At 62.4% G+C, this 23,778-nt stretch carries 19 protein-coding genes and 1 pseudogene; 15 read left to right on the plus strand and 5 right to left on the minus strand.

The window, feature by feature from the left end:
- The first annotated feature begins 212 nt into the window (after positions 1 to 212).
- The 4 genes and pseudogenes from tauA (at position 213) to tauD (ending at position 3,714) form a co-directional block, all read left to right on the plus strand.
- The gene (tauA, locus tag FH041_RS16390; protein ID WP_028688183.1) at positions 213 to 1,184 is read left to right on the plus strand and encodes a taurine ABC transporter substrate-binding protein; all 972 of its coding nucleotides are present in this window, start codon (positions 213 to 215) and stop codon (positions 1,182 to 1,184) included.
- Between the two features lie 27 nt (positions 1,185 to 1,211).
- Complete coding sequence (gene tauB, locus FH041_RS16395; RefSeq protein ID WP_028688184.1) at positions 1,212 to 1,997, plus strand: taurine ABC transporter ATP-binding subunit; 786 nt, start codon at positions 1,212 to 1,214, stop codon at positions 1,995 to 1,997.
- Positions 1,994 to 2,832, plus strand: a pseudogene (tauC, locus tag FH041_RS16400) (taurine ABC transporter permease TauC). The gene tauB and the pseudogene tauC overlap by 4 nt, the downstream one beginning before the upstream one ends.
- Positions 2,833 to 2,880: 48 nt before the next feature.
- Entirely contained in the window at positions 2,881 to 3,714 is an 834-nt protein-coding gene (tauD, locus tag FH041_RS16405) for a taurine dioxygenase (RefSeq protein ID WP_140174878.1), read from the plus strand.
- An 80-nt stretch (positions 3,715 to 3,794) separates the two neighbouring features.
- Here the strand turns inward: tauD and betT are convergent, their stop codons facing one another.
- Both betT and epsC read right to left on the minus strand, forming a co-directional pair.
- The gene (betT, locus tag FH041_RS16410) at positions 3,795 to 5,756 is read right to left on the minus strand and encodes a choline transporter BetT (protein ID WP_165919275.1); all 1,962 of its coding nucleotides are present in this window, start codon (positions 5,754 to 5,756) and stop codon (positions 3,795 to 3,797) included.
- A 306-nt stretch (positions 5,757 to 6,062) separates the two neighbouring features.
- Positions 6,063 to 6,995, minus strand: coding sequence for a serine O-acetyltransferase EpsC (gene epsC / locus FH041_RS16415; protein WP_027914137.1), 933 nt, complete (start codon positions 6,993 to 6,995; stop codon positions 6,063 to 6,065).
- 274 nt (positions 6,996 to 7,269) lie between these two features.
- Here epsC and tcyJ point away from each other — a divergent pair, with 274 nt between their 5' ends.
- From tcyJ to FH041_RS16460, 9 genes are all read left to right on the plus strand, one after another.
- A complete protein-coding gene (tcyJ, locus tag FH041_RS16420) occupies positions 7,270 to 8,064 on the plus strand; it encodes a cystine ABC transporter substrate-binding protein (RefSeq protein WP_023535740.1) in 795 nt (264 codons plus the stop codon).
- Positions 8,061 to 8,729, plus strand: coding sequence for a cystine ABC transporter permease (tcyL, locus tag FH041_RS16425; RefSeq protein WP_027914139.1), 669 nt, complete (start codon positions 8,061 to 8,063; stop codon positions 8,727 to 8,729). Before tcyJ ends, tcyL begins: the two co-directional genes overlap by 4 nt.
- A gap of 2 nt (positions 8,730 to 8,731) precedes the next feature.
- Complete coding sequence (gene tcyN / locus FH041_RS16430; protein ID WP_027914140.1) at positions 8,732 to 9,490, plus strand: L-cystine ABC transporter ATP-binding protein TcyN; 759 nt, start codon at positions 8,732 to 8,734, stop codon at positions 9,488 to 9,490.
- A gap of 285 nt (positions 9,491 to 9,775) precedes the next feature.
- Positions 9,776 to 11,017, plus strand: a complete 1,242-nt coding sequence (locus FH041_RS16435) for an SfnB family sulfur acquisition oxidoreductase (RefSeq protein ID WP_027914141.1) — start codon at positions 9,776 to 9,778, stop codon at positions 11,015 to 11,017.
- A gap of 49 nt (positions 11,018 to 11,066) precedes the next feature.
- Positions 11,067 to 12,248, plus strand: coding sequence for an SfnB family sulfur acquisition oxidoreductase (locus tag FH041_RS16440; RefSeq protein ID WP_049696780.1), 1,182 nt, complete (start codon positions 11,067 to 11,069; stop codon positions 12,246 to 12,248).
- The gene (locus FH041_RS16445; RefSeq protein ID WP_049696781.1) at positions 12,248 to 13,639 is read left to right on the plus strand and encodes an LLM class flavin-dependent oxidoreductase; all 1,392 of its coding nucleotides are present in this window, start codon (positions 12,248 to 12,250) and stop codon (positions 13,637 to 13,639) included. The genes FH041_RS16440 and FH041_RS16445 overlap by 1 nt, the downstream gene beginning before the upstream one ends.
- Positions 13,632 to 14,429 carry a MetQ/NlpA family ABC transporter substrate-binding protein gene (locus FH041_RS16450; protein ID WP_027914144.1) on the plus strand — a complete coding sequence of 266 codons (798 nt, stop codon included), beginning with the start codon at positions 13,632 to 13,634 and terminating at the stop codon, positions 14,427 to 14,429. The genes FH041_RS16445 and FH041_RS16450 overlap by 8 nt, the downstream gene beginning before the upstream one ends.
- Before the next feature lie 5 nt (positions 14,430 to 14,434).
- The gene (locus FH041_RS16455) at positions 14,435 to 15,541 is read left to right on the plus strand and encodes a methionine ABC transporter ATP-binding protein (RefSeq protein ID WP_104925696.1); all 1,107 of its coding nucleotides are present in this window, start codon (positions 14,435 to 14,437) and stop codon (positions 15,539 to 15,541) included.
- Positions 15,531 to 16,175: a methionine ABC transporter permease gene (locus FH041_RS16460; protein WP_027914146.1), complete on the plus strand. Its 645-nt coding sequence runs from the start codon at positions 15,531 to 15,533 to the stop codon at positions 16,173 to 16,175. The genes FH041_RS16455 and FH041_RS16460 overlap by 11 nt, the downstream gene beginning before the upstream one ends.
- A 38-nt stretch (positions 16,176 to 16,213) precedes the next feature.
- Here the strand turns inward: FH041_RS16460 and dibA are convergent, their stop codons facing one another.
- Complete coding sequence (dibA, locus tag FH041_RS16465; protein WP_104925695.1) at positions 16,214 to 18,109, minus strand: phosphodiesterase DibA; 1,896 nt, start codon at positions 18,107 to 18,109, stop codon at positions 16,214 to 16,216.
- A 208-nt stretch (positions 18,110 to 18,317) separates the two neighbouring features.
- Between dibA and desA the strand changes: the two genes are divergently transcribed.
- Positions 18,318 to 19,502: a delta-9 fatty acid desaturase DesA gene (gene desA / locus FH041_RS16470; protein ID WP_058604697.1), complete on the plus strand. Its 1,185-nt coding sequence runs from the start codon at positions 18,318 to 18,320 to the stop codon at positions 19,500 to 19,502.
- A gap of 128 nt (positions 19,503 to 19,630) precedes the next feature.
- Complete coding sequence (locus FH041_RS16475) at positions 19,631 to 20,617, plus strand: sensor domain-containing diguanylate cyclase (protein ID WP_027914149.1); 987 nt, start codon at positions 19,631 to 19,633, stop codon at positions 20,615 to 20,617.
- Positions 20,618 to 20,692: 75 nt separating this feature from the next.
- On the opposite strand, the gene gabT is transcribed toward FH041_RS16475, so the two are convergent.
- Both gabT and gabD read right to left on the minus strand, forming a co-directional pair.
- Complete coding sequence (gabT, locus tag FH041_RS16480) at positions 20,693 to 21,970, minus strand: 4-aminobutyrate--2-oxoglutarate transaminase (RefSeq protein WP_023535755.1); 1,278 nt, start codon at positions 21,968 to 21,970, stop codon at positions 20,693 to 20,695.
- A gap of 182 nt (positions 21,971 to 22,152) precedes the next feature.
- Positions 22,153 to 23,595, minus strand: a complete 1,443-nt coding sequence (gene gabD / locus FH041_RS16485) for an NADP-dependent succinate-semialdehyde dehydrogenase (protein ID WP_023535744.1) — start codon at positions 23,593 to 23,595, stop codon at positions 22,153 to 22,155.
- Between the last annotated feature and the right edge of the window lie 183 nt (positions 23,596 to 23,778).

Genomic DNA, 23,778 nt, shown 5'->3' on the forward strand with positions numbered 1-23,778 from the left:
CTATTTGCAATCGTTTGCTCATAACCTCATTCCAATTGGATCTATAGGGACGCTGAGCCTAGCAGCGTCGGCTGATTTCGCCATTGCGCGTGGTCAAGCATCGACCAAGGGTGCCAAACACGCGCTAAGCTAATTCTTAAAAGTTATTTATTTTTAGTTTTTTAGATCAATTAGCCTTAGCTCATGCATCCTTTACCCGATGAGAGCTCACCATGAACCCGCACCGCACCCTGCGAATTCTCAGTACCTTAGCCCTTGCTGGCGCCAGCTGGATGGCCCAGGCGTCAGACTTGACAGTGGCGTATCAGACGACGGTCGATCCTGCCAAGGTGTCGCAGGTCGATGGCGACTACGAGACGGCGACCAAAGCCAGTATCGACTGGCGCAAGTTCGACAATGGTGCCGATGTGATCACCGCCGTTGCCAGTGGGGACGTGCAGATTGGTTATCTGGGCTCCAGCCCATTGGCAGCCGCCGCAACGCGCAAGCTGCCGATCGAGACGTTCCTGATCGCCACGCAGATCGGGGCCGGCGAAGCGCTGGTGGTGCGCGATGAAATCAAGACACCCCAGGATCTTGTGGGCAAAAAAGTCGCTGTTCCCTTCGTGTCAACCGGGCACTACAGCCTGCTGGCAGCACTCAAGCACTGGAACATCGATCCTGCCAAGGTGCAGATCGTGAACCTGGCACCGCCCGCGATCATCGCGGCATGGAAACGTGGCGACATCGACGCCACCTATGTCTGGGATCCTGCGCTGGGCGTGGCGAAGGAAACCGGCAAGGTGCTGATCACCTCGGGCGAGCTGGGCAAGGCAGGGGCCCCCACCTTCGACGCCTGGATCGTGCGCAAGGACTTCGCATCCAAGCACCCCGACGTGGTCAGGGCCTTCGCGCAGGTCACCCTGCAGGCGTATGCCGACTACCGAAAGGACCCGCAAGCCTGGCTGGCGAACCAGGACAACGTCGCCAAGTTGGCCAAGCTGTCCGGCGCCAAGCCTTCGGACATCCCGGTGTTGCTGCAAGGCAACGTCTACCCGCTGGCCGCAGACCAGGCCAGCGCCCTGGGTGCGCCCACTACCCAGGCCCTGACCGACACGGCCACGTTCCTCAAGCAGCAAGGCAAGGTCGAGGCCGTACTGCCGGACTACAGCCCCTACGTCAGTGCCCAGTACCTCCCCCACTGAATTTGCAGACAATGACAGGAGCCTGACATGGCCTTGCTCGAACTGGAGCGCATCAGCGCACAGTACCCTGGTGCCGCGAGCCCGGTGCTGGCCGACATCACCCTGAGCGTAGGGCCGCGGCAGTTGCTGGTGGCGCTTGGGCCCTCGGGCAGCGGGAAGACCTCGTTGCTGAACCTGATCGCAGGATTCGTCAGCCCCAGCGCGGGACGCATCACGCTCGACGGCGTGCCCGTGCAGGGGCCAGGGGCCGAGCGTGGCGTGGTCTTTCAGGATGATGCCCTACTGCCCTGGCAGAACGTGCTGGGCAATGTCGCCTTCGGCCTGGAACTGGCCGGCGTGCCACGCGCGGCACGTGAAGCCAGAGCCCGCGAGATGCTCGCCCTGGTAGACCTTGCAGAGTTTGCCGAGCGGCGCATATGGCAGCTTTCAGGCGGCCAGAAGCAGCGCGTGGGCCTGGCCCGTGCATTGGCCGCCGACCCTGGCGTACTGCTGATGGATGAACCGTTCGGTGCCCTGGATGCGTTCACCCGCGAGCACATGCAGACGCTGCTGCTGGATATCTGGCAGCGCGCCGACAAACCTGTGTTCCTGATCACCCATGACATAGAGGAGGCCGTGTTTCTCGCCACTGAGTTGGTGCTGCTCGCACCCAGCCCAGGGCGCATCGTCGAGCGGCTTCAATTGGACTTCGGCCAGCGTTACGCCAACGGCGAGCCGGCGCGGGCGATCAAGTCCGACCCGCGCTTCATCGAAGCGCGCGAGCATGTGCTGGCCCGGGTCTTTTCGCACCGTCAATCCCAGGAGCGCGCATGAGCAGCATTGATATACCAGCGGCCAGTGAGCCCACTGTTCAATCAGCACCTGCCGCCAGCGGGGCTCGCTTGCTGCCCACCCGTTGGATCAGCGCATTGACCCTGGCCAGCCTAGTGCTGACCTGGTGGTTGGTCACGGCTGCCGGGTGGGTCGAGCCCCTGTTTCTGCCCTCGCCTGCTGACATCACGGCCAAAGCCTGGGTCTTGCTCACCCAGGGCTACATGGATGCCAGCCTGTGGCAGCACCTTGGCGCCAGTCTCGGGCGTATCGGCACAGCACTGCTGGCCGCGGTGTTCACGGCCATCCCGATAGGTATCGCCATTGGTTATAGCCGCGTGGCACGGGGCATCTTCGACCCGTTGATCGAGTTCTACCGGCCTATCCCCCGCTCGCCTACTTGCCGCTGATCGTCATCTGGTGCGGGATCGGCGAGCTGTCGAAGGTGCTGCTGATCTACTTGGCGATCTTCGCGCCCATCGCCATCGCCACTGCCACGGGCGTGCGCACCACCGACCCGGCCAAGCTGCGAGCCGCGCAATCGCTGGGTGCGACCAGGGCCCAGCTGATTCGTCACGTGATCCTGCCCAGTGCGCTGCCCGACATTCTGACAGGCATTCGGATTGGCCTGGGCGTCGGTTGGTCGACGCTGGTAGCGGCCGAACTGATCGCCGCCACCAGCGGCCTTGGCTTCATGGTGCAGTCGGCCGCGCAATTTCTGGTCACCGATGTGGTGGTGCTGGGCATCCTGCTGATCGCGCTGATCGCGTTCGCGCTGGAGATGAGCCTACGCGCGCTGCAACGCCGACTGGTGCCCTGGCACGGGCAAAGCCACTGAACCCTACCGCTCGTGCGCCCGCAAGGGCGCCTGCCTGAAGAGACCGACATGAGCCTGACCATTACCCCACTCAGCCCGGCGCTGGGCGCACAGATCGGCGGCGTGGACCTTGCCCGCGACATCAGCGACGAGGTGCGCGACGCCATAGAACACGCGTTGCTTCGCCATCAGGTGCTGTTCTTCCGCGACCAGCCCATCGCCCCCGCCCAGCAGGCGCGTTTTGCCGCCCGCTTTGGCGACCTGCACATCCACCCCATCTACCCCAACGTACCCGATACGCCCCAGGTGCTGGTGCTCGATACTGCGGTCACTGACGTCCGTGACAACGCCGTTTGGCACACCGACGTGACCTTTCTGCCGACACCGGCCCTGGGCGCAGTGCTCAGTGCCAAGCACTTGCCGGCCTATGGCGGCGATACCCTGTGGGCCAGTGGCATTGCAGCTTTCGAGGGATTGTCAGCGCCGCTGCAGGCGATGCTGGTCGGGCTGACGGCGACCCACGACTTCACCAAGTCATTCCCGTTGGAGCGCTTTGGCACAACTCCGCAGGATCTGGCGCGCTGGGAGCAGACCCGGCGTGAAAACCCACCCTTATCTCATCCGGTGGTACGCACGCATCCAGCCAGCGGGCGCCAGGCACTGTTCGTCAATGAGGGGTTCACCACGCGCATCAATGAATTGAGCGAATCGGAAAGTGAGGCACTGCTGAAGCTTCTTTTCGCTCATGCCACCCGGCCAGAGTTCACGATCCGCTGGCGCTGGCAGGAAAACGACGTAGCGTTCTGGGACAACCGCGTCCCCCAGCATTACGCAGTGGACGACTACCGGCCGAACCGGCGGGTGATGCACAGGGCAACCATTCTGGGCGATGCGCCCTATTAGCCGGAAGGCGCTTAGTCGGAGAGAGGCGGGGCGATCCTGGAAGGCCGAGCCATGAGGCTCGCCCTTCCAGGACGGGTCGATCAGCGCACCAAATGCAGGAACTGCATGTGCCGTTCGTACTGGTCGAGGATGTCGTTGATGATCTGTTCCTTGCTGTAGCCCACCAGGTCGTAATTCTGGCTGCCTTCGCTGAGGTAGACCTCCGCCCGGTAATAGCGACGGTTCTTCAACTCATGGGCACCCAGGCCACCACGGGCGAACGAGGGCGTGAAGTAACCGCGCATCTGCACCTGGTAGATGAACGGCTGTTCATCGCCATGGCCGACTTTCAAGCTGACGTTGTCATGGCTCGGGTCGTCCTGGGTGATCAGCACCAGCCCTTTCTGCTCGAACACCTCACGCACATCGGCAATGGCCGGGCGCACCACATCGTCCATGAACCGGTACACCTCGTCCCGCGAAGGGAAATGCACCGCCTGGCTCAAGCGCTGGCGCCAACCCCCACGGCCTCGGCGTGACTGGGCGAAGGGAGCCAGCGAATGCATCTGCGCGATCTGGCGCTGCGACTCCAGGTAGAAGGCCTTGTGCAGCCCCCACATCATGCACAACAGGATCAGCGAGAAGGGCAACGAGGTGAGCACCACCGCTGACTTCAGCGAGTCGATGCTGCCGGCGAACAGCAAGGCACTGGTCACCAGTGCCGTCATGGCGCCCCAGAAGATGCGCAGCCAGTTCGGGCCGTCCTCGTCTGCATCGCCGCCGGTCGCCGACAGCGTGGACAGCACCACGGTACCGGAGTCTGCCGACGTCACGAAGAACACGAAGCTGACGAACACCGTCATGGCAATCACCGCCTTGCTCCACGGGTAGGTCTCCAGCAGCAGGTACAGGCTCATGGACGGGTTGTCCAACGCGGCCTGGCCCAGCGCGGTCATGCCGTGATTGATGACCTGGTCCAGTGCGCTGTTGCCGAAGATCGACATCCACGCCAGGGTGAAGCCAAGCGGAATCAGCAGCACACCGAAGACGAACTCGCGAATGGTCCGCCCACGGGAGATGCGCGCGATGAACAAGCCCACGAACGGCGCCCACGCGATCCACCAGGCCCAGTAGAACACCGTCCAGCCACCCAGCCACTCACGGTTATCGCCATAGGCATAGACATCGAAGCTCTTGCGCGGCAAGGCACCCAAATAGTCACCCAGGTTCTGGATAAGGGTATTGAACAGGTGCTGGGTGGGGCCTGCGAACAACACGAAGAGCAAAAGCGAACAGGCCAGGAACAGGTTGATGTCGCTCATCACCCGTACGCCTTTTTCCACACCGGCTACTGCCACGGCTACCGCCGCGCCCATCATCAGCGTGATCAGCACCACCTGCACCCACTGGCTGTGGCTGATGCCGAACAGGTAATCCAGGCCGGCGTTGAGGTGCAGCACGCCAAAGCCCATGTCGGCCCCCAGGCCGAATACCGTGGCGATGATGCCGAAGCCGTCGACCGCATAGCCGATAGGCCCGTTGATGCGCTTGCCGATTAGCGGGTAGAGCGCAGAGCGCAAGGCCAGCGGCAGGTTGTGCCGGTAGGCGAAATAAGCCAGCGCCATGCCGACGAAGGCAAAGACGCCCCAACCGTGCAGGCCCCAATGCAGGAACAGGATCTGCATCGCCTGCCGACCCGCCTCAGCCGTACCCCCTTCACCCTGGGGCGGTTGCAGCATGTGGGTAAGCGGTTCCGAGACGCAGAAGAAGAACAGCGTGATGCTGATCCCCGCAGCGAACAGCATGCCCGCCCATGACAGGTAGCTGAATTCGGGTTCGTCGTGGTCGGCACCGAGCTTGATCTTGCCGTAGCCGGATACGGCGGTGACCACCACGAAGACCAGATACAGCGTCATCGCCAGCATGTAGTACCAGCCTACCGTGTTGGCAGCCCAGTTCTGCGCCGCCAGCAACCACTGGCCTGCACTCTCCGGGTTGATGATGACCACAAGGCCAAAGATGAGGATGAAACTTGCCGCAAAATAGAACACCGGGGGGTTCATGCGGATCTTGCCAGGGGCAAGCGAAGGGGTCGGTGCACTCATGGCGTGTGCACCTCGTCAAAGGACGAAAGACGCATAATTAACGGGTTCAGCAAAGGAATCCTCCTGATGAACACCGGCAGCGGACCAGCGTTTTTTTAATTGAACAAGCGTTCAAGTTAAACATGGTTTGAGCCTCATTGCTAATTGGAGCGCCGATTGGTAATGCCCTGGAAGTACTGTTTGGGCAGCCTTACTTGCCCTGTCGACCCCTGGCTGCAAAGGGGCATGTGACGGTCTGGTGCCTACCCAAGGCACCGTCCAGGATCACTGTTTGTCCTGACAATCGAGCTGCAGGTTGGCCTGGGTAATGTTGCTGTGCGGCGGCACACTGCGCGTCAACCAGACGTTGCCACCGATGGTGGAACCCTGCCCGATGGTGATACGCCCCAGTACGGTAGCGCCGGCATAGATCACCACGTCATCTTCGACGATCGGGTGACGGGCCAAGCCCTTGTGCAACGTGCCGGACTCATCGCTCGGGAAGCGCTTGGCGCCAAGGGTCACCGCCTGATAAATCCGCACGCGCTCGCCGATGATCGCGGTTTCGCCGATCACCACGCCGGTACCGTGGTCGATGAAGAAGCTTGGGCCGATCTGGGCCCCAGGATGGATATCGATACCCGTTGCCGAGTGGGCCAGCTCAGAACTGATTCGTGCCAACAGTGGCAGCCCGGCCGTGTACAGGTGATGGGCCAGGCGGTGATGGATGATCGCCAGGATGCCGGGATAGCACAGCAGCACTTCATCGACACTGCGTGCCGCCGGGTCGCCGTGGTAGGCCGCCAGCACGTCGGTATCGAGCAGTACACGCATGCCCGGCAGCGCTGCGGCAAAGCCCTGGATCAGCTTCAGGGCATGGGCGTCGACACCCGCCAGGTCCTCCTTGCCTTGCCGGGCGGCGTAGCGCAGTTCCAGGCGCGCCTGCACCAACAACGCATTGAGCGCGGCGTCCAGGGTGTGGCCGACATAAAAATCCTCGCTCTCCTCGCGCAGGTCCACTGGCCCGAGGCGCATGGGAAACAGCGCGCCGCAGAGCTGTTCAAGGATCTGTCGCACCGCTTCGCGCGAGGGCAGCTCCCGGCCACCTTGCTCGCCGCTGCTGCGGCCATTGCGGGTGCGCCATTGCTCACGGGCACCGCGCAAGCCGGCCACGATTCCCTGCAGTTGCCAGTGCCCGGAGGCGGGTTGTTCGCTCACGGTGTGTTCTCCTGCCTTCTAGGCTATCTGTTCTATTGTCGATGCCGTCATTTTGCGGGCAAGCGCCCTGGAACAGGCCTCACCCTCTTTCCTGACACTGGATTGGACCGCCAGGGCAATGACAGCCATGCCAGCCTCGCCTACCCTCAAGATCAATGGACAATTTCCAAACGCATAAATAGGCAAAGTGCGATAATTTTTGACTATTTCCTGCGCTGCGCATCCAACCCTATAGTCGCCATCACTTCATTCACAACACGCTCGGGGCTCAGACATGTCGAAGTTCGCCAAACCGCTACTCAATGCCAGCCTGGCCCTGCTGCTGGGCACAGGCCTGCTTGGCCAGGCCTTTGCCGGCGAAGAGTTGAAGACCATCCAGGAAAAAGGCGTGATCAACGTCGGCCTTGAAGGCACATACCCACCCTTCAGCTTCCAGGATGAAAACGGCAAGCTGACCGGCTTCGAAGTGGAGCTGTCCGAATTGCTGGCCAAGGAGCTCGGCGTAAAGGCCAAGATCCAGCCGACCAAATGGGACGGTATCCTGGCTGCGCTGGAATCCAAGCGGCTGGACATCGTCGTCAACCAGGTCACGATTTCCGAGGAGCGCAAGAAGAAATACGATTTCTCCGAACCCTATACCGTCTCGGGTATCCAGGCGCTGGTGCTGAAGAAGAAGGCTGACCAGCTCGGCATCAAGGGCGCTCAGGACCTGGCAGGCAAGAAAGTCGGTGTAGGCCTGGGTACCAACTACGAGCAATGGGTCAAACAGGATGTGCCCAAGGCCGAAGTGCGTACCTATGAAGACGACCCCAGCAAGTTTGCCGACCTGCGCAACGGCCGCATCGATGCCATCCTGATCGATCGCCTGGCTGCACTTGAATACGCGCAGAAAGCCAAGGATACGCAACTGGCGGGCGATGCGTTCTCGCGACTGGAGAGCGGGGTTGCCATGCGCAAGGGCGAACCTGAACTGCTGGACGCCATCAACAAGGCCATCGACAAGCTCAAGGCGGACGGGACGCTGACCAAGCTGTCCGAAAAGTACTTCGGTGCTGACGTCACCCGATGATCGCTGAAAGCCTGCAACTGGTCGCCGACTCCGCACCCTTTCTGCTCAAGGGTGCGGGTTACACCGTGCTGCTCAGCGTAGGGGGCATGTTCTTCGGATTGGTGCTGGGCTTTGCCCTGGCGTTGATGCGTTTGTCCAAAGTGCTGCCGCTCAACTGGCTGGCACGGATATACGTATCGTTCTTCCGTGGCACGCCCCTACTGGTGCAGCTGTTCGTCATCTACTTCGGCATGCCCCAGATCGGTATCGAGCTCGACCCGATCCCCGCCTCGCTGATCGGGCTGTCATTGAACATGGCCGCCTACATCTGCGAGATCCTGCGCGCCGCGATCGCTTCCATCGACCGTGGGCAGTGGGAAGCAGCAGCCAGCATCGGCATGACCCGCGTGCAGGCCATGCGCCGGGCGATCCTGCCCCAGGCGCTGCGCACGGCGTTGCCGCCGTTGGGCAACAGCTTCATCTCGCTGGTCAAGGACACTGCGCTGGCCGCCACCATCCAGGTGCCGGAGCTGTTCCGTCAGGCCCAGTTGATCACGGCACGTACCTTCGAGGTGTTCACCATGTACGTGGCAGTGGCCGTGGTCTACTGGGTGCTGTGCAGCATCCTGGCCCACTTCCAGAACCGCATGGAAGCGCGGGTCAACCAACACGACCAGGAGCACTGAGCATGATCGAAGTCAAAGGCCTGACCAAACGCTTCAAGGGCCTGACCGTGCTCGATGGCATCGATGTGACGGTGCAGCCAGGTGAAGTGGTGGCGATCATCGGCCCTAGCGGGTCGGGCAAGACCACCTTCCTGCGGTGCTTGAACCTGCTGGAAACGCCCGATGCCGGGCAGATCAAGATCGGCGCCATCAGCATCGATGCCGACCGGCCCCTCGGCCCGCAACACAGCGCGATACGTCGCCTGCGCCAACAGGCAGGCTTCGTGTTCCAGAACTTCAACCTGTTTCCCCACCGCACGGCCTTGGAGAACGTCATCGAAGGGCCGGTGATCGTCAAGAAAACACCGCGCGACCAAGCGGTGGACCTTGGCCGGCGTCTATTGGCCAAGGTGGGCCTGGCAGGCAAGGAAGACGCCTACCCGCGTCGCCTGTCCGGGGGCCAGCAGCAGCGGGTGGCCATTGCCCGTGCCTTGGCCATGGAGCCGGAGGTGATTCTGTTCGATGAACCCACCTCGGCCCTGGACCCGGAGCTGGTAGGCGAGGTACTGGCGACCATTCGCAGCCTGGCGGAAGAAAAACGCACCATGATCATCGTTACCCATGAAATGAGCTTCGCTCGCGACGTGGCCAACCGGGTCATCTTCTTCGACAAGGGTGTGATCGTGGAGCAAGGTGAGGCCAAAGCCTTGTTCGCGGCGCCGCAACAGGAGCGCACGCGGCAGTTTCTGCGCAAGTTTCTGGGCACGGCTGCTTCTGAGTAAGCCGGCAAAGCCAGCCCGCATTGTAAAAGCACAGCCGTCACTGAGCTCACGCCTGAATCCATGTCGCCTGGTGGCAGGCGACACGCTTCTATATATATTCCAAACCGTTAGTTCATAAATATTTTATAAACCTTTACGGTATATATACCGGACCACCGGACCAGCATACGTCTGTCGCGATCAGCTGTAGCGGCATAACCCACATGTGAGGTCAGCAATGGTCAGGATCACCATCACCCCAGTGCATAACGCCAGGGCATTGCGTGCAGCCAAGGAGCGGCACTGATGTCCAGCCAAGCCCTTATTCCCCCCCGCAGCGTGCTCGACAGCGCACCGCCCGTGCTGCCAGCCAAGGTCCTGCGCAGCGATGCCCAAGCGCTGCAGGCTGCGCGTGAAGTCGCCGCTGTCGCGCGCGAACACGCTGCCCGTCGGGATCAGCAACGCGAACTGCCCTGGGCCGAGATCGAACTGTTCACCCGCAGTGGCTTGGGAAGCATCAGCGTTCCCAAGGCCTACGGCGGCCCCGAGGTATCGTTTGAAACCGTGGCCGAAGTGTTCCGCCTGATCAGCGCTGCCGACCCCGCACTGGGGCAGATCCCGCAGAACCAGTTCGGCATGCTGCAACTGCTGCGTCTGACAGCCACGCCGGCGCAACAGGCGGTGCTGTTTCGCAGCGTGTTGGACGGCTGGCGCATCGGCAATGCGGGCCCGGAGCGCGGAACCAAGGACACCCTTACCCTCAAGGCACGCATCGACCGCGCAGGTGACGGCTATCGCATCAGTGGTGAGAAGTTCTATTCCACCGGGGCGTTGTTCGCCCACTGGGTGGCGGTCAAGGCGCTGGATGAGGAAGGTCGCCAGCGCCTGGCTTTCGTGCGCCGCGGCACACCCGGGCTACGCATCGTCGACGATTGGTCGGGTTTCGGTCAGCGCACCACGGCCAGCGGCACGGTACTGCTCGATGACGTTCCGGTAGAAGCAGATCTGGTCATCGACAACTGGCGCCAGCGGGAGGTACCCAATACCCAGGGCGCCGCCTCGCAGCTCATCCAGGCGGCCATTGACGCAGGCATTGCCGAGGCCGCCATCGATGACGCCATTGCTTTCGTGCGCACAAAGTCGCGCCCTTGGATCGAAGCCCAGGTAGACCGCGCCAGCGACGACCTCTATGTCATTGCAGACATCGGCCGCCTGAAGCTTGAACTGCATGCCGCCGAGGCGCTGCTGCGCCGGGCCGGGCAGGTGCTGGACGAGGTCAACGCCGGCACGGTGGATGCCGAGTCGGCCGCCCGCGCGTCGATTGCGGTGGCCGAGGCCAAGGTACTGACCACCGAGATTGCCCTGCAGGCCAGCGAGAAACTGTTCGAACTCGCCGGCAGCCGCGCCACCCTGGCCGAGTTCAACCTCGACCGCCACTGGCGCAACGCACGCGTGCACACGCTGCACGACCCGGTGCGCTGGAAATACCACGCGGTTGGCGCGTACCACCTCAACGGCACCCTGCCCGCGCGGCATTCCTGGATCTGATTGGTAGCCTCCTGGGCCGCTGCGCGGCCCGGGGCACCGGAGACACACCATGACCACACGCATCATTACCAGCGACGGCGAAGCCCTGGCCGTTGCCTTGGACATCGCCCGACAGCTACGCCCCGACAGCGCGGCGCGCGACCGTGAACGGCGTCTGCCACACCCTGAGCTGGCGCTGTTCACACGCTCGGGCCTGTGGGGTATCAGCGTCCCCAAGGCCTACGGCGGGGCGGGCGTATCCAACGTCACCCTGGCCAAGGTCATCGCCCTCATCGCGCAGGCCGACGGCTCGCTCGGGCAGATTCCGCAAAACCATTTCTATGCCTTGGAAGTGCTACGAGTAAACGGTACGCCCGAGCAGCAGCAGCGTCTGTACGCCGAGGTGCTGGCAGGTCGGCGGTTTGGCAATGCCCTGGCAGAACTGGGCACCAAAACAGCCAATGACCGCACCACACGGCTGAGCCGCGAAGGCGAAGGCTTTCGCATCAATGGCCGCAAGTTCTACGCCACGGGTGCGCTATACGCCCAGCGCATACCCACCTCGGTGGTCGATGACCAAGGCGTCCAGCACCTGGCATTCGTGCCTGCCGACAGCCCCGGCCTGCAAGTGATCGACGACTGGAGTGGCTTCGGCCAGCGCACCACCGGCAGCGGCTCGGTGGTGTTCGATAACGTGCCTGTCAGCGCACAGGACGTCGTACCGTTTCAGAGCGTGTTCGAGCGCCCTACCCCGGTAGGCCCGCTGGCGCAAATTCTTCATGCGGCCATCGATACCGGCATCGCCCGTGCAGCCTATGAGGACGCCTTGCATTTCGTGCGGACCCGCAGCCGGCCATGGGTGGATTCAGGCGTCGAGCAGGCGAGCGACGATCCGCTGACCGTCAAGCACTTCGGCCAACTCGCCATCCGCCTGCACGCTGCCGAAGCCTTGCTCGAACGCGCAGGCCATTACCTAGACAGCGCGCGTGACGACAGCACGGCCGAAACCGTAGCCGCAGCGTCCATTGCCGTGGCAGAGGCACGGGCCATCAGCACCGAAATCGCCCTGTCCGCCGGCACCACGCTGTTTGAGCTCGGTGGCAGTCAAGCCACGCTGGCCGAACACAACCTCGACCGCCACTGGCGCAATGCCCGGGTGCACACATTGCACGACCCAGTGCGCTGGAAGTACCACGCCATCGGCAACTACTACCTCAACGAGCAAAACCCACCGCGCCGGGGGACCCTCTGATGGCCCGGCAGATCCTGCTCAATGCCTTCAACATGAACTGCGTGGGGCATATCAACCATGGCCTGTGGACGCACCCGCGCGATACTTCGACCCAGTACAAGACCCTCGAATACTGGACCGACCTGGCGCGCCTGCTGGAGCGGGGCCTGTTCGACGGATTGTTCATTGCCGACATCGTCGGCACCTACGATGTCTACGGCCAGTCGCTAGAGGTGCCGTTGAAGGAATCCATCCAGTTGCCGGTCAACGACCCTCTGCTGCTGGTGTCCGCCATGGCCGCCGTTACCCGCAACCTCGGTTTCGGCCTCACGGCCAACCTCACGTATGAAGCGCCTTATCTCTTCGCTCGCCGCCTCTCGACCCTGGATCACCTGAGCAATGGGCGAGTCGGCTGGAACATCGTCACCGGTTATCTGGACAGCGCTGCGCGCGCCATGGGCCTGACCCAGCAGCCCGAGCATGACCGTCGCTACGACCAGGCCGATGAATACCTCAAGGTGCTGTACCAGCTGCTTGAGGGCAGTTGGGCCGACGATGCCGTGCTGGCTGACCGCGGCCAGCGCATCTACGCGCGCCCCGACAAAGTGCGCAAGGTTCGCCACCACGGGGAGTTCTACCATGTCGAGGGCTACCACCTGTGCGAACCGTCGCCACAACGGACACCGGTGCTGTTTCAGGCTGGCAGCTCGCCGCGCGGGCTGACGTTTGCGGGCAACCATGCCGAGTGTGTGTTCATCAGCGGCCAGGACAAGGCTTCAACCCGCGCCCAGGTGGACAAGGTGCGCGCCGCTGCCAGAGCTGCGGGTCGCGACCCAATGGCAGTCAAGGTCTTCATGGGCATCACGGTGATCGTGGCGCCCACCGAGCAACAAGCCCTGGCCAAGCACGCTGAATACCTGCGCCATGCCAGCCCCGAAGCCGGCGTCGCGCATTTCGCTGCCTCCACTGGCATCGACTTTGCGGCCTTTGATCTGGACGAGCCGATTGCCTTTAGCCAAGGCAACGCCATCCAGTCGGCTACCCGCCAGCTACAGGACAACGCCTGGACCCGACGTCGCCTGCTGCAACAGCACGCCTTGGGTGGCCGCTACGTCACCTTGATCGGCGACCCCGCGCAAGTGGCTGATGAGCTGATTGCGTGGGCCGATGAAACCGGCCTGGACGGCTTCAACCTGACCCGCACCGTTACACCGGAAAGCTTCGAGGACTTCATCGACCTGGTGATTCCGCAGCTACAGGCGCGCGGCCGCTACAAGACCGCCTACGCCGGCGGCACGCTGCGCGAAAAGCTGTTCGCAACCGACCATCCCTACCTGCCAGCCGACCATCCTGGCTCGGCCTACCGCTTTGCGCCTGCCCCCGCTTTCACCGGAGCCCTGCACCATGCTTGAAAAACTAATTCGTCCCGTTGCGGCCGTCGTTATTGCCTTGGGCTTCTCGAGCGCAGCCCTGGCCGATCAGCCGCTGAAGATCGGCACCACGTCAGCCTTCGCCATCCCGCTGGAAGCCGCCGTCGAAGAGGCGCACAAGCAGGGGCTCGAGGTGAAGCTCATCGAATTCAGCGACTGGATAGCGCCCAATGTCAGCCTCAACAGTGGCGACATCGACGTGAACTACTTCCAGCACATTCCCTTTCTGGAAAACGCCAAGGCTGCTGCCGGTTTCGATCTGGTGCCCTACGCCCCAGGCATCATCAACAACGTGGGCCTGTATTCCAAGCGCTACAAAAGCTTCGCCGACCTGCCCGAAGGGGCGAGCGTCGCAATCGCCAACGACCCGATCAACAGCGGGCGAGGCCTGCAACTGCTGGCCAAGGCCGGCTTGATCACGCTGAAACCTGGCGTGGGCTACAAGGCCACAGAACAGGACATCACGGCCAACCCGAAGAAGCTCAAGATCATTCAGGTCGAAGCGGTCCAGTTGGTACGGGCGTATGACGACGCGGACCTGGTGCAGGGCTACCCCGCCTACATTCGGCTGGCCAACAGTTTTGACGCCACCTCGGCCCTGCTTTTCGATGGTCTGGAGAACAAGGAATACGTGATTCAGTTCGTCATTCGCCCACAGAGCAGGAATGACCTTCGCCTGGCCAAGTTCGTCGACATCTACCAGCACTCGCCGGCCGTGCGCGCGGCCTTGGACAAGGCTCATGGCACGCTCTACCAGGCCGGTTGGGAGTGACAGCGATGAGCCAGTCCACTGCACGAGCACTCGAATCCCCTGCCCCACCGCGTCAGGCTGAACACGTGAACCTGCGCCCCGACGTCAGCCAAGCCCATGTGCGGTTCATCGGGTTGGGCAAGACGTATCCAGGTCAGAGCCAGCCGGCGTTGCAAGGCATCGACCTGAACATCCGGCGCGGTGAAATCTTCGGCATCATCGGCCGCAGCGGGGCGGGTAAGTCCTCGCTGTTGCGCGTCATCAACCGGTTGGAGCAGCCTACGCAGGGCCGGGTGCTGATCGACCAGGCGGACATTGCCCGCTACGACGAGGAGGCACTGGTGGCGTTGCGCCGAAACATCGGCATGATTTTCCAGCACTTCAACCTGATGTCAGCCAAGACCGTGTGGCAGAACGTCGAACTGCCCCTGAAAGTGGCCGGCGTTGCCAAGGCGCAGCGCCAGCGCAAGGTACGCGAGCTGCTGCAACTGGTTGGCCTCGAGGACAAGCACGACGTCTATCCTGCGCAGCTGTCCGGCGGCCAGAAGCAGCGCGTGGGCATTGCCCGCGCCCTGGTGCACGACCCAAGCATCCTGCTGTGCGACGAAGCGACCTCGGCGCTGGACCCGGAGACGACCGCCTCGATTCTGGGGCTGCTACGCGACATCAACCAACGCCTGGGCCTGACCATCGTGCTGATCACCCATGAAATGGCCGTGGTGCGCGACACCTGCCACCGGGTTGCGGTACTGGAGCGTGGCCAATTGGTCGAGCAGGGAGAGGTCTGGCAGGTGTTCGGCGCGGCGCGGCACGCTACTACGCGCACGTTGCTGGCGCCGCTGCAACCCACGTTGCCAGAAGCCCTGACCGCGGACATCAAGGCTGCCCCATCGAGCCCCGACAGCGCTATCGTGCTGAAGCTGACAGCGTTCGGCGAGCCCGATCTGACGGCGTTGTTCGCCGAGTTGGGCGGACGTGTGCGGCTGCTGCAAGGGGGTGTGCAGTCCATCGGCGCGCGTACACTGGCGCAACTGATCGTTTCGGTGCAGCACTCGCCCCATGACGCCAGCCGCCTCCTGGAGCGCACTCGGCGCTGGGCCGAAGACGTGGAGGTGCTGGGCCATGTGGGTTGATCGTCTACTGGAGGGTTTGCTCGACACGCTGTTGATGGTCGGCGTTTCTTCGCTGATCGCCTTGCTGGTGGGCGTACCGATGGCCGTCATGCTGGTGACCAGCGACAGGGGCGGCATCTATGCAGCACCGCTGCTCAACAGGGTGCTGGCCGCCTTCGTCAACCTGTTCCGCTCGGTGCCGTTTCTGATCCTGATGGTTGCCCTGATCCCCTTCACGCGGTGGGTGGTCGGCACTACCTATGGGGTCTGGGCGGCCATCGTGCCCCTTACCATCGCAGCTACGCCCTTTTTCGCTCGCATCGCCGAAGTCAGCCTGCGTGAGGTCGACCATGGCCTGGTGGAGGCGGCCCAAGCCATGGGATGCCGACGCTGGCACATCGTCTGGCACGTGCTGCTGCCAGAAGCCCTGCCGGGCATCGTCGGCGGCTTCACCATCACCTTGGTGACGCTGATCAATTCATCCGCCATGGCAGGCGCCATCGGTGCCGGAGGGTTGGGTGACATCGCCTACCGCTATGGGTACCAGCGCTTCGACAGCCAGATCATGCTAACGGTGATCGCCATGCTAGTGGCCCTGGTGGCACTGATCCAGCTGGGTGGCGACCGGCTGGCCCGAGGGTTGAACAAGCGATGAGCGCAGGGTGCGGGCTGGCGCCAAGCCAGCCCCTGGCCTTATTCCCAGCGCAGGTGTTCTGCGGCGACCGGCCGGCCGAACCAATAGCCCTGCCCCAGCTGGCACTGCTCCTGCAGCAGGAAGCTGGCCTGCTCCTGCTGCTCGATGCCTTCGGCATGCACTTGCATGCCCATGCTGCGGGCCAGGGCGATGATTACCCGCACGATCGCGACATCATCTTCATCGCACGGCAGCCCGGCCACGAAACCCTGGTCGATCTTGAGCTTTTGCACGGGCATGCGCTTGAGGCGTAACAGCGAGGAATAGCCGGTGCCGAAATCATCGATGGCCAAGGTCACACCCAGCTCGCGCAGACGGTGAAGCTGCTCCAGGGCCACTTCCGGATCTTCCATCACCGCACTTTCCGTCACCTCCAGTTCAAGCAGCGCTGGCGCCAGGCCTGTTTCGTGCAGCACATCGGCCACCTGCCGGTACAGCTCATGCTGGCCAAACAGCCGGCTCGAGATGTTCACGGCCACGAATGCCAGGAGGCGGCCTTCTCGCTGCCAGCGCACCATCTGCAGGCACGCCTGGCGTAGCACCCAGGCATCGATTTCGGCAATCAGCCCGGTGCGTTCGGCAATCGGGATGAACTCACCGGGGGGCACCAGGCCCCGCTGGGGATGCTGCCAGCGGACCAGTGCCTCGACCCCCACCTGACTGCCCGAGGCCAGGTCATGCACGGGCTGGTAGAACACGCGCAGCTCGTCCTGCTCGAGGGCGCGGCGCAGTTCTCCCGCCGTTTCCACACGCAACTGGGCGTGCGCGGTCAGCTCTTCGGTGTACAGGGCATAACAGGCGCGGCCGTTGGTCTTGGCCTTGTACAGCGCCGAATCGGCATTGCGTAGCAACTGCTCGGCACTCAGGGCGTCGCTTGGGAACAGGCTGATGCCTGCGCTGACACTGATGAACAGGCGATGACCCTCGAAGAGGAAGGGCTCGCGCATGCGTTCGATGATGCGCTGGGCCAGTTTTGCTGCCTGCCCCAGATCCTGGCAGTGCTCGGCCAGGACGCCGAACTCGTCGCCGCCCAGGCGCGCCAGGGTAACCCCGCTGCTCACGACTTCACCCAGGCGCACGCCCACCAGCTTGAGCAGCTGATCGCCAATCGTATGGCCGAGCCCGTCGTTGATGCTTTGGAAATGATCGAGGTCCAGAAGCAGCAGCGCACAACCGCGCTTCTTGGCCTGGGCCGCTGCCAACGCCTGCTGGACCCGGTCGGTGAACAACAGGCGATTGGGCAGGTCGGTCAGGGGATCATGGTGGGCCAGATAGGCCAGCTCCTGCTCCGAATGCTTGATGGCACTGATGTCACTGAATACCGCCACGTAATGGCTCAGTTCGCCTTCGTCATCGCAAATGGCGCGGATGGTTTGCCATTGAGGATAGATTTCACCGCTTTTACGGCGGTTCCAGATCTCGCCGCTCCACTCCCCCGTCTCGGTCAGGGCCGCGTAGATTTGCTGGTAGAACGCGGCGCCATGACGCCCCGACTTGAATTTGCTGGGGCGCTGGCCAATGACCTCATCCTGCTGATAGCCGGTGATGCGCATGAACGCGCGGTTGACGTGCACGATCACCCCCTGCCGGTCGGTCACAAGGACGCCTTCCAGGGTGCAGTCGAACACCGCAGCGGCCATGCGCAGGCGCTCACGGTCCTCCCCGCGCAGGCGCGCACCGGCGCCGATGAAGTTCAACAGCCGCACGCGTGACACATAGATCAGCAAGGCACTGAGCAACACCCAGACCACGATGTTGATCTGACGCCCCACGGTCAGGGCCAGGGAGTCATCAGTCATGCTCTGCAGCACCACCTCGGCCAGCACCAGCCAGAGGATCGAGAGCACCACATAAAGCGCTGCCATGCGCAAAGCGTCGCGAACGGAAACAGACATGTCGGGTGCAATTGCCCATGAAAAATGTTGGGGGATTATAAAGCTTCTGCTGCCCGACGTGCGGTTAGCGCTTCGCAAAGGCCGCGCATCAAGGTATGCCGGGCACCGACGCCCGGCTGAAACATGGCGTGGTCAGCTTTGACTGGTTTTATTTCCCGACCCAGGGATAATCGCACCTTTCCCCTGAATCTCGAGGGTATCTCTGCCTATGTGGTACAACGGCCTGCTCGACTTGTCGGCCTGGCAACTGGTCGGCATCACTTTGTTGATGACCCATGTGACCATTGTCAGCGTCACGGTCTACCTGCATCGCTATTCCGCGCATCGTGCGCTGGAGCTCAACACCGGGCTCAAGCATTTCTTCCGCTTCTGGCTGTGGCTCACCACGGCGCAGAACACCCGTGAATGGACCGCTGTCCATCGCAAGCACCACGCCAAGTGCGAAACCCCGGACGACCCGCACAGCCCAGTCTACAAGGGCTTGAGTACGGTGCTGCGCAAAGGGGCCGAGCTCTATCGCGAAGAGGCGCGCAACCCCGAGACCTTGCGCATCTACGGCAAGAACTGCCCGGACGACTGGGTCGAACGCAACCTCTACTCCCGCTACAAGCTGGGCGGTATCGTGCTGATGGCGCTTATCGACCTGCTGCTGTTCGGCACCGCCGGCATCACGATCTGGGCCGTGCAGATGATGTGGATTCCCTTTTGGGCAGCCGGGGTGGTCAATGGCCTGGGCCACGCCGTGGGCTATCGCAATTTCGAATGCCGCGACGCGGCGACCAACCTGGTGCCTTGGGGCATCGTCATTGGGGGCGAAGAGCTGCACAACAATCATCACACCTACCCCAACTCGGCCAAGCTTTCGGTCAGGCGCTGGGAATTCGACATGGGCTGGGCGTGGATTCGCCTGTTCTGCCTGCTGCGCCTGGCCAAGGTCCAGCGCGTGGCCCCCATCGCCCACCGCGTTGCCGGCAAGGCCAGCCTGGACATGGACACCGCCATGGCCATCCTGAACAACCGCTTCCAGATCATGGCCCAGTACCGCAAGCTTGTGATCGGCCCGCTGGTCAAACAGGAACTGGACCGCGTCGATGCCTCGGTCAGCCACCACTTCCGCCGCGCCAAACGCCTGCTGTCCCGTGAAACCAGCTTGCTGGAGGATCGCCACCATGTCCGTATCGAGTCCATGCTGGCGCACAGCCAGGCATTGAAGACCATTTACGAGAAGCGCCTGGCCCTGCAGCAGATCTGGGCGCGGACCAGCGCCAATGGCCACGACATGCTTGCCGCCATGAAGGATTGGGTACACGAGGCCGAGACCAGTGGCATCCACGCCCTGCGCGACTTTGCTTCGCAGTTGAAAACCTATTCCCTGCGCCCGACCGCTGCCTGACCTCCGTTGATCGATACGCCCCGTTCTGGGGCGTAAGCTCAGGAACTTCAACCCTCTGTTTCGACTCGAACTGCCCACATCGGCCGGAAGGTGGCCGCACCTTTACCCGTCGAGCGCGCGCTGTGCACATGGCCAAGAACAATCCCAAGATTCTGACCGGTACTCCTCCCCCCGACGCTGCCCAAACCCTGCTGGCACTGATGCATGCCCAAGGCGAAGTCGCCCGACTCAGCGAACGTGAGCAGCTATTCAGTTCGTTGCTTGAAAGTGTCAACGCCGTACTGTGGGCCTTCGATTGGGAAACGCGGCAAGTGCTGTACGTAAGCCCTGCGTTCGAGCGCATCTTTGGTCGCCCTGTCAGCCGGGTCATGGCCGATTTCAACGTATGGCGCGACAGCATCTATCCGGATGATCTTGAATTTGCCGAACAGAGCCTGGCCCAGGTACTGTCCACAGGCTCCGTGGAACACCGCGAATACCGCATCCTCAACGGCGATGGCGAGCTGCGCTGGCTGAGCGACAAGTGCTACGTCAGCCAGCAGCCAGGTAGCGATCGGGTGACCATCGTCGGCATCGCCGAAGACATCACCGACAAGAAACGCCTCGAAGGCGAGCTTCAGCGTCTGGCCACCACCGATGTCCTGACCCAGAGCAGTAACCGCCGCCACTTCTTCGAATGTGCCAAGCAGGCCTTCGACAAGGCACGGGAGGACGGTACACCGCTGACTTTCCTGCTTCTGGACATCGACGATTTCAAGAACATCAATGACAGCTACGGCCACCAGGAAGGTGACCAAGTGCTGCAGCGCATTGCCCACAGCGGCAGGACGGTACTGCGTCGAGGTGATCTGTTCGGCCGCATCGGGGGCGAAGAATTTGCCGCAGTATTCCCAGGCTGCACGGCCAAAGTGGCAGAACAGATCGCCGAACGGTTGCAGCGGGAGGTGCAGCGGCTGAGTTTCGGCCAGGAGGGCCAGACCTACAGCGTGACGGTGAGCCAGGGCCTGACGGGTTTGATGGAGGACGACGACACCCTGAACAGCTTGTATGCCCGTGCCGACGCAGCCATGTATCAAGCGAAGCGCCAGGGCAAGAACCAGATCGTTCAGGGATGAGCATCGGCGCCCACCGTCGGTAAATTGCTGACATGAAAAAACCCGCCGAAGCGGGTTTTTTTTAAGCCAGCTACATCAAGCGAGTTCAGCGAAGCACTCTTCGATGATGGCCAGGCCCTTGTCCAACAGAGCGTCTTCGGCGGTCAGCGGCACCAGAATACGCAGGACGTTGCCGTAGGTACCGCAGGACAGCAGGATCAGACCCTTGTCGCGCGCCTTGGCAACGACTTGGGCGACAGCTGCAGCGTTAGGGGTATGAGTGCCTTTCTCGAAAACTTCGACGGCAATCATCGAACCCAGGCCACGCACGTCACCGATGATCGGGTGCTTCTGCTGGATCTCACGCAGACCGGCGGTCAGGCGCTCGCCCACGGCCTTGCTGCGGTCCAGCAGGTTCTCTTCTTCGAAGACATCGATGACGGCCAGGGCCGCAGCACAGGCGATTGGCGAACCGGCATAGGTGCCGCCCAGACCGCCCGGTGCAATGGCGTCCATGTATTCGGCCTTGCCGCACACACCGGCCAGCGGGAAGCCGCCGGCGATGGACTTGGCGAAGGTCGTCAGGTCAGGCGCAACGCCCATCTGCTCCATGGCGAAGAAGGTGCCAGTACGACCTGCACCGGTCTGCACTTCGTCGGCGATCAGCAGGATACCGTGCTGGTCACACAGGGCACGCAGACGCTTCATCAGCTCTTTTGGCGCTGGCAGGAAGCCGCCTTCGCCTTGTACGGGCTCGAGGATGATGGCGGCGATGTCACGTGGCTCGGCGTCGTTCTTGAAGATGCGCTCGACCGAAGCGATGGCATCGTCGACGCTGACACCGTGCAGCTCGCTCGGGAACAGTGCACGGAAGACACCACCTGGCATCAGGCCCATGCCTGCAGAGTACGGCACGACTTTACCAGTCAGGCCCAGGGTCATCATGGTACGGCCGTGGTAGCCGCCGGTGAAGGCGATCACGCCGGCGCGGCCGGTTGCAGCACGGGCGATCTTGACGGCGTTCTCGACCGCTTCGGAGCCAGTGGATACCAGCAGGGTCTTCTTGTCGAAGTCACCTGGCACCAGCTTGTTGATCTTTTCGCACAGCTCTACGTAGGGCTCATACGCCAGTACCTGGAAGCAGGTGTGGCTGACCTTGGTGAGCTGCTCTTGCACCGCTGCAACCACTTTTGGGTGCAGGTGGCCGGTGTTCAGCACGGCGATACCACCAGCGAAGTCGATCAGTTCGCGGCCTTCGACGTCGATGACGGTGGAGTTCTTGGCCGATTCAACGAAAATCGGGTGGATCTGGCCGACGCCACGTGGGACAGCGGCGACACGGCGTTGCATCAAGGATTCGTTGGTCTTGCTCATAATGCCCTCATTGCGCCGTTGAACATGGCGCTTTTATTCGGGGGTAGCTGGGGTTGCCCGCAGTCAGTATTCGTTGATCGACTGCCGCGAACGCCCTGGCCACCAGGTGCTGCAATGTAAAAAAGGCCAGCGGGACGTCGCTCTCGCGCCCCGCTGGCAGAGGTAAAGCCTTTACCGTGCGATCAGACGCTGATGCACAGGTATTTGATTTCGAGGTAATCCTCGATACCGTACTTGGAGCCTTCGCGGCCCAGGCCAGAAGCCTTGATACCGCCAAATGGCGCCACTTCGTTGGAAATCAGGCCGGTGTTGATGCCTACCATGCCGTATTCCAGCGCTTCGGCGACACGGAACACACGGCTCATGTCGCGGGCGTAGAAGTAGGACGCCAGGCCGAACTCGGTGTCGTTGGACATGGCGATGACTTCGGCTTCGTCTTTGAAGCGGAACAGCGGCGCCAACGGGCCAAAGGTTTCTTCCTTGGCAACGGCAGCGGTCTTGGGCACGTCGACCAGAATGGTCGGCTCGAAGAAGTTGCCTTCGATCAGCTTGCCGCCGGACAGGACCTTGGCGCCTTTGCTCACCGCGTCTTCGATGTGCTCCTGCACCTTGGCCACGGCCTTGCCGTCGATCAGCGGGCCAGTGGTGGTGCCGTCTTCGAGGCCGTTACCGATCTTGAGCTTGGCCACAGCGGCGGCCAGCTTCTGCGCGAACGCGTCATAGACGCCGTCTTGCACGTAGATGCGGTTGGCGCAGACGCAGGTCTGGCCGTTGTTACGGTACTTGGAGATGATCGCGCCTTCGACTGCCTTGTCCAGGTCGGCGTCGTCGAACACGATGAACGGGGCGTTACCACCCAGCTCCAGGGATACTTTCTTGATGTCCTTGGCGCATTCCTGCATCAGCTGGCGACCGATTTCGGTAGAGCCTGTGAAGGAGAGTTTGCGCACCAGGGCGTTGCCGGTCAGTTCGCCACCGACTTCGCCTGCGCTGCCGGTAACCACGCTCAGCACGCCTGCCGGAATACCGGCACGGTTGGCCAGTTCGACCAGCGCCAGGGCGGAGTACGGGGTTTGCGAGGCAGGCTTGAGCACCATGGTGCAGCCAGCAGCCAGGGCCGGCCCGGCTTTACGGGTGATCATGGCCGCTGGGAAGTTCCACGGGGTGATGGCCGCGGTGACGCCAATCGGCTGCTTGATGACGATCAGACGCTTGTCAGGCTGGTGGCCTGGGATGGTGTCGCCATAGACGCGCTTGGCTTCTTCGGCAAACCACTCGATGAAGGAGGCGGCATAGGCGATTTCGCCCTTGGCTTCGGCCAGCGGCTTGCCTTGTTCGGTGGTCATCAGGCGAGCGAGGTCGTCCTGGTTTTCGATCATCAGTTCGAACCAGCGACGCAGCTTGGTCGAGCGCTCCTTGGCGGTCAGGGCACGCCAGGCCGGCAGGGCCTTGTCGGCTGCCTCGATGGCGCGGCGGGTTTCCGCAGTACCCATCTTCGGCACGGTACCAATGACTTCGCCCGTGGCAGGGTTGGTCACATTGATAGTCTGGCCGCTGTCCGCATCCAGCCATTCACCGTTGATGAAGGCTTGCTGGCGGAACAACTGAGCGTCTTTGAGCTGCATGTCGGCTTCCCGAATTGTTGATTGTTGAAAGCGCCCAGCGCAGGGCTCCGAGCGTTTGAAATCTCAAACGAATGCTAAGCGTCTGCTGGGGTGTTGGACAATAGGCTGTTCGAAAAAAAGAACGAGCGGTTGAACACCTTATCTGAAATCGGCTCGCTGGTAGGGCGTGATGGGCCCTGGCTA

The sequence above is a fragment of the Pseudomonas sp. SWI7 genome (genome assembly GCF_006351945.1).
Taxonomy (GTDB): Bacteria; Pseudomonadota; Gammaproteobacteria; order Pseudomonadales; family Pseudomonadaceae; genus Aquipseudomonas; species Aquipseudomonas fulva.

Coding starts and splice junctions, on each gene's coding strand:
- FH041_RS16435 (WP_027914141.1), top strand. CDS start 9,776: ATGTCCAGCCAAGCCCTTATTCCCCCCCGCAGCGTGCTCGACAGCGCA.
- betT (WP_165919275.1), bottom strand. CDS start 5,756: ATGAACCCCCCGGTGTTCTATTTTGCGGCAAGTTTCATCCTCATCTTT.
- dibA (WP_104925695.1), bottom strand. CDS start 18,109: ATGTCTGTTTCCGTTCGCGACGCTTTGCGCATGGCAGCGCTTTATGTG.
- gabT (WP_023535755.1), bottom strand. CDS start 21,970: ATGAGCAAGACCAACGAATCCTTGATGCAACGCCGTGTCGCCGCTGTC.
- tcyN (WP_027914140.1), top strand. CDS start 8,732: ATGATCGAAGTCAAAGGCCTGACCAAACGCTTCAAGGGCCTGACCGTG.
- desA (WP_058604697.1), top strand. CDS start 18,318: ATGTGGTACAACGGCCTGCTCGACTTGTCGGCCTGGCAACTGGTCGGC.
- tauA (WP_028688183.1), top strand. CDS start 213: ATGAACCCGCACCGCACCCTGCGAATTCTCAGTACCTTAGCCCTTGCT.
- tauD (WP_140174878.1), top strand. CDS start 2,881: ATGAGCCTGACCATTACCCCACTCAGCCCGGCGCTGGGCGCACAGATC.
- FH041_RS16445 (WP_049696781.1), top strand. CDS start 12,248: ATGGCCCGGCAGATCCTGCTCAATGCCTTCAACATGAACTGCGTGGGG.
- FH041_RS16440 (WP_049696780.1), top strand. CDS start 11,067: ATGACCACACGCATCATTACCAGCGACGGCGAAGCCCTGGCCGTTGCC.
- tauB (WP_028688184.1), top strand. CDS start 1,212: ATGGCCTTGCTCGAACTGGAGCGCATCAGCGCACAGTACCCTGGTGCC.
- tcyJ (WP_023535740.1), top strand. CDS start 7,270: ATGTCGAAGTTCGCCAAACCGCTACTCAATGCCAGCCTGGCCCTGCTG.
- FH041_RS16450 (WP_027914144.1), top strand. CDS start 13,632: ATGCTTGAAAAACTAATTCGTCCCGTTGCGGCCGTCGTTATTGCCTTG.
- FH041_RS16455 (WP_104925696.1), top strand. CDS start 14,435: ATGAGCCAGTCCACTGCACGAGCACTCGAATCCCCTGCCCCACCGCGT.
- gabD (WP_023535744.1), bottom strand. CDS start 23,595: ATGCAGCTCAAAGACGCTCAGTTGTTCCGCCAGCAAGCCTTCATCAAC.
- FH041_RS16475 (WP_027914149.1), top strand. CDS start 19,631: ATGGCCAAGAACAATCCCAAGATTCTGACCGGTACTCCTCCCCCCGAC.
- tcyL (WP_027914139.1), top strand. CDS start 8,061: ATGATCGCTGAAAGCCTGCAACTGGTCGCCGACTCCGCACCCTTTCTG.
- FH041_RS16460 (WP_027914146.1), top strand. CDS start 15,531: ATGTGGGTTGATCGTCTACTGGAGGGTTTGCTCGACACGCTGTTGATG.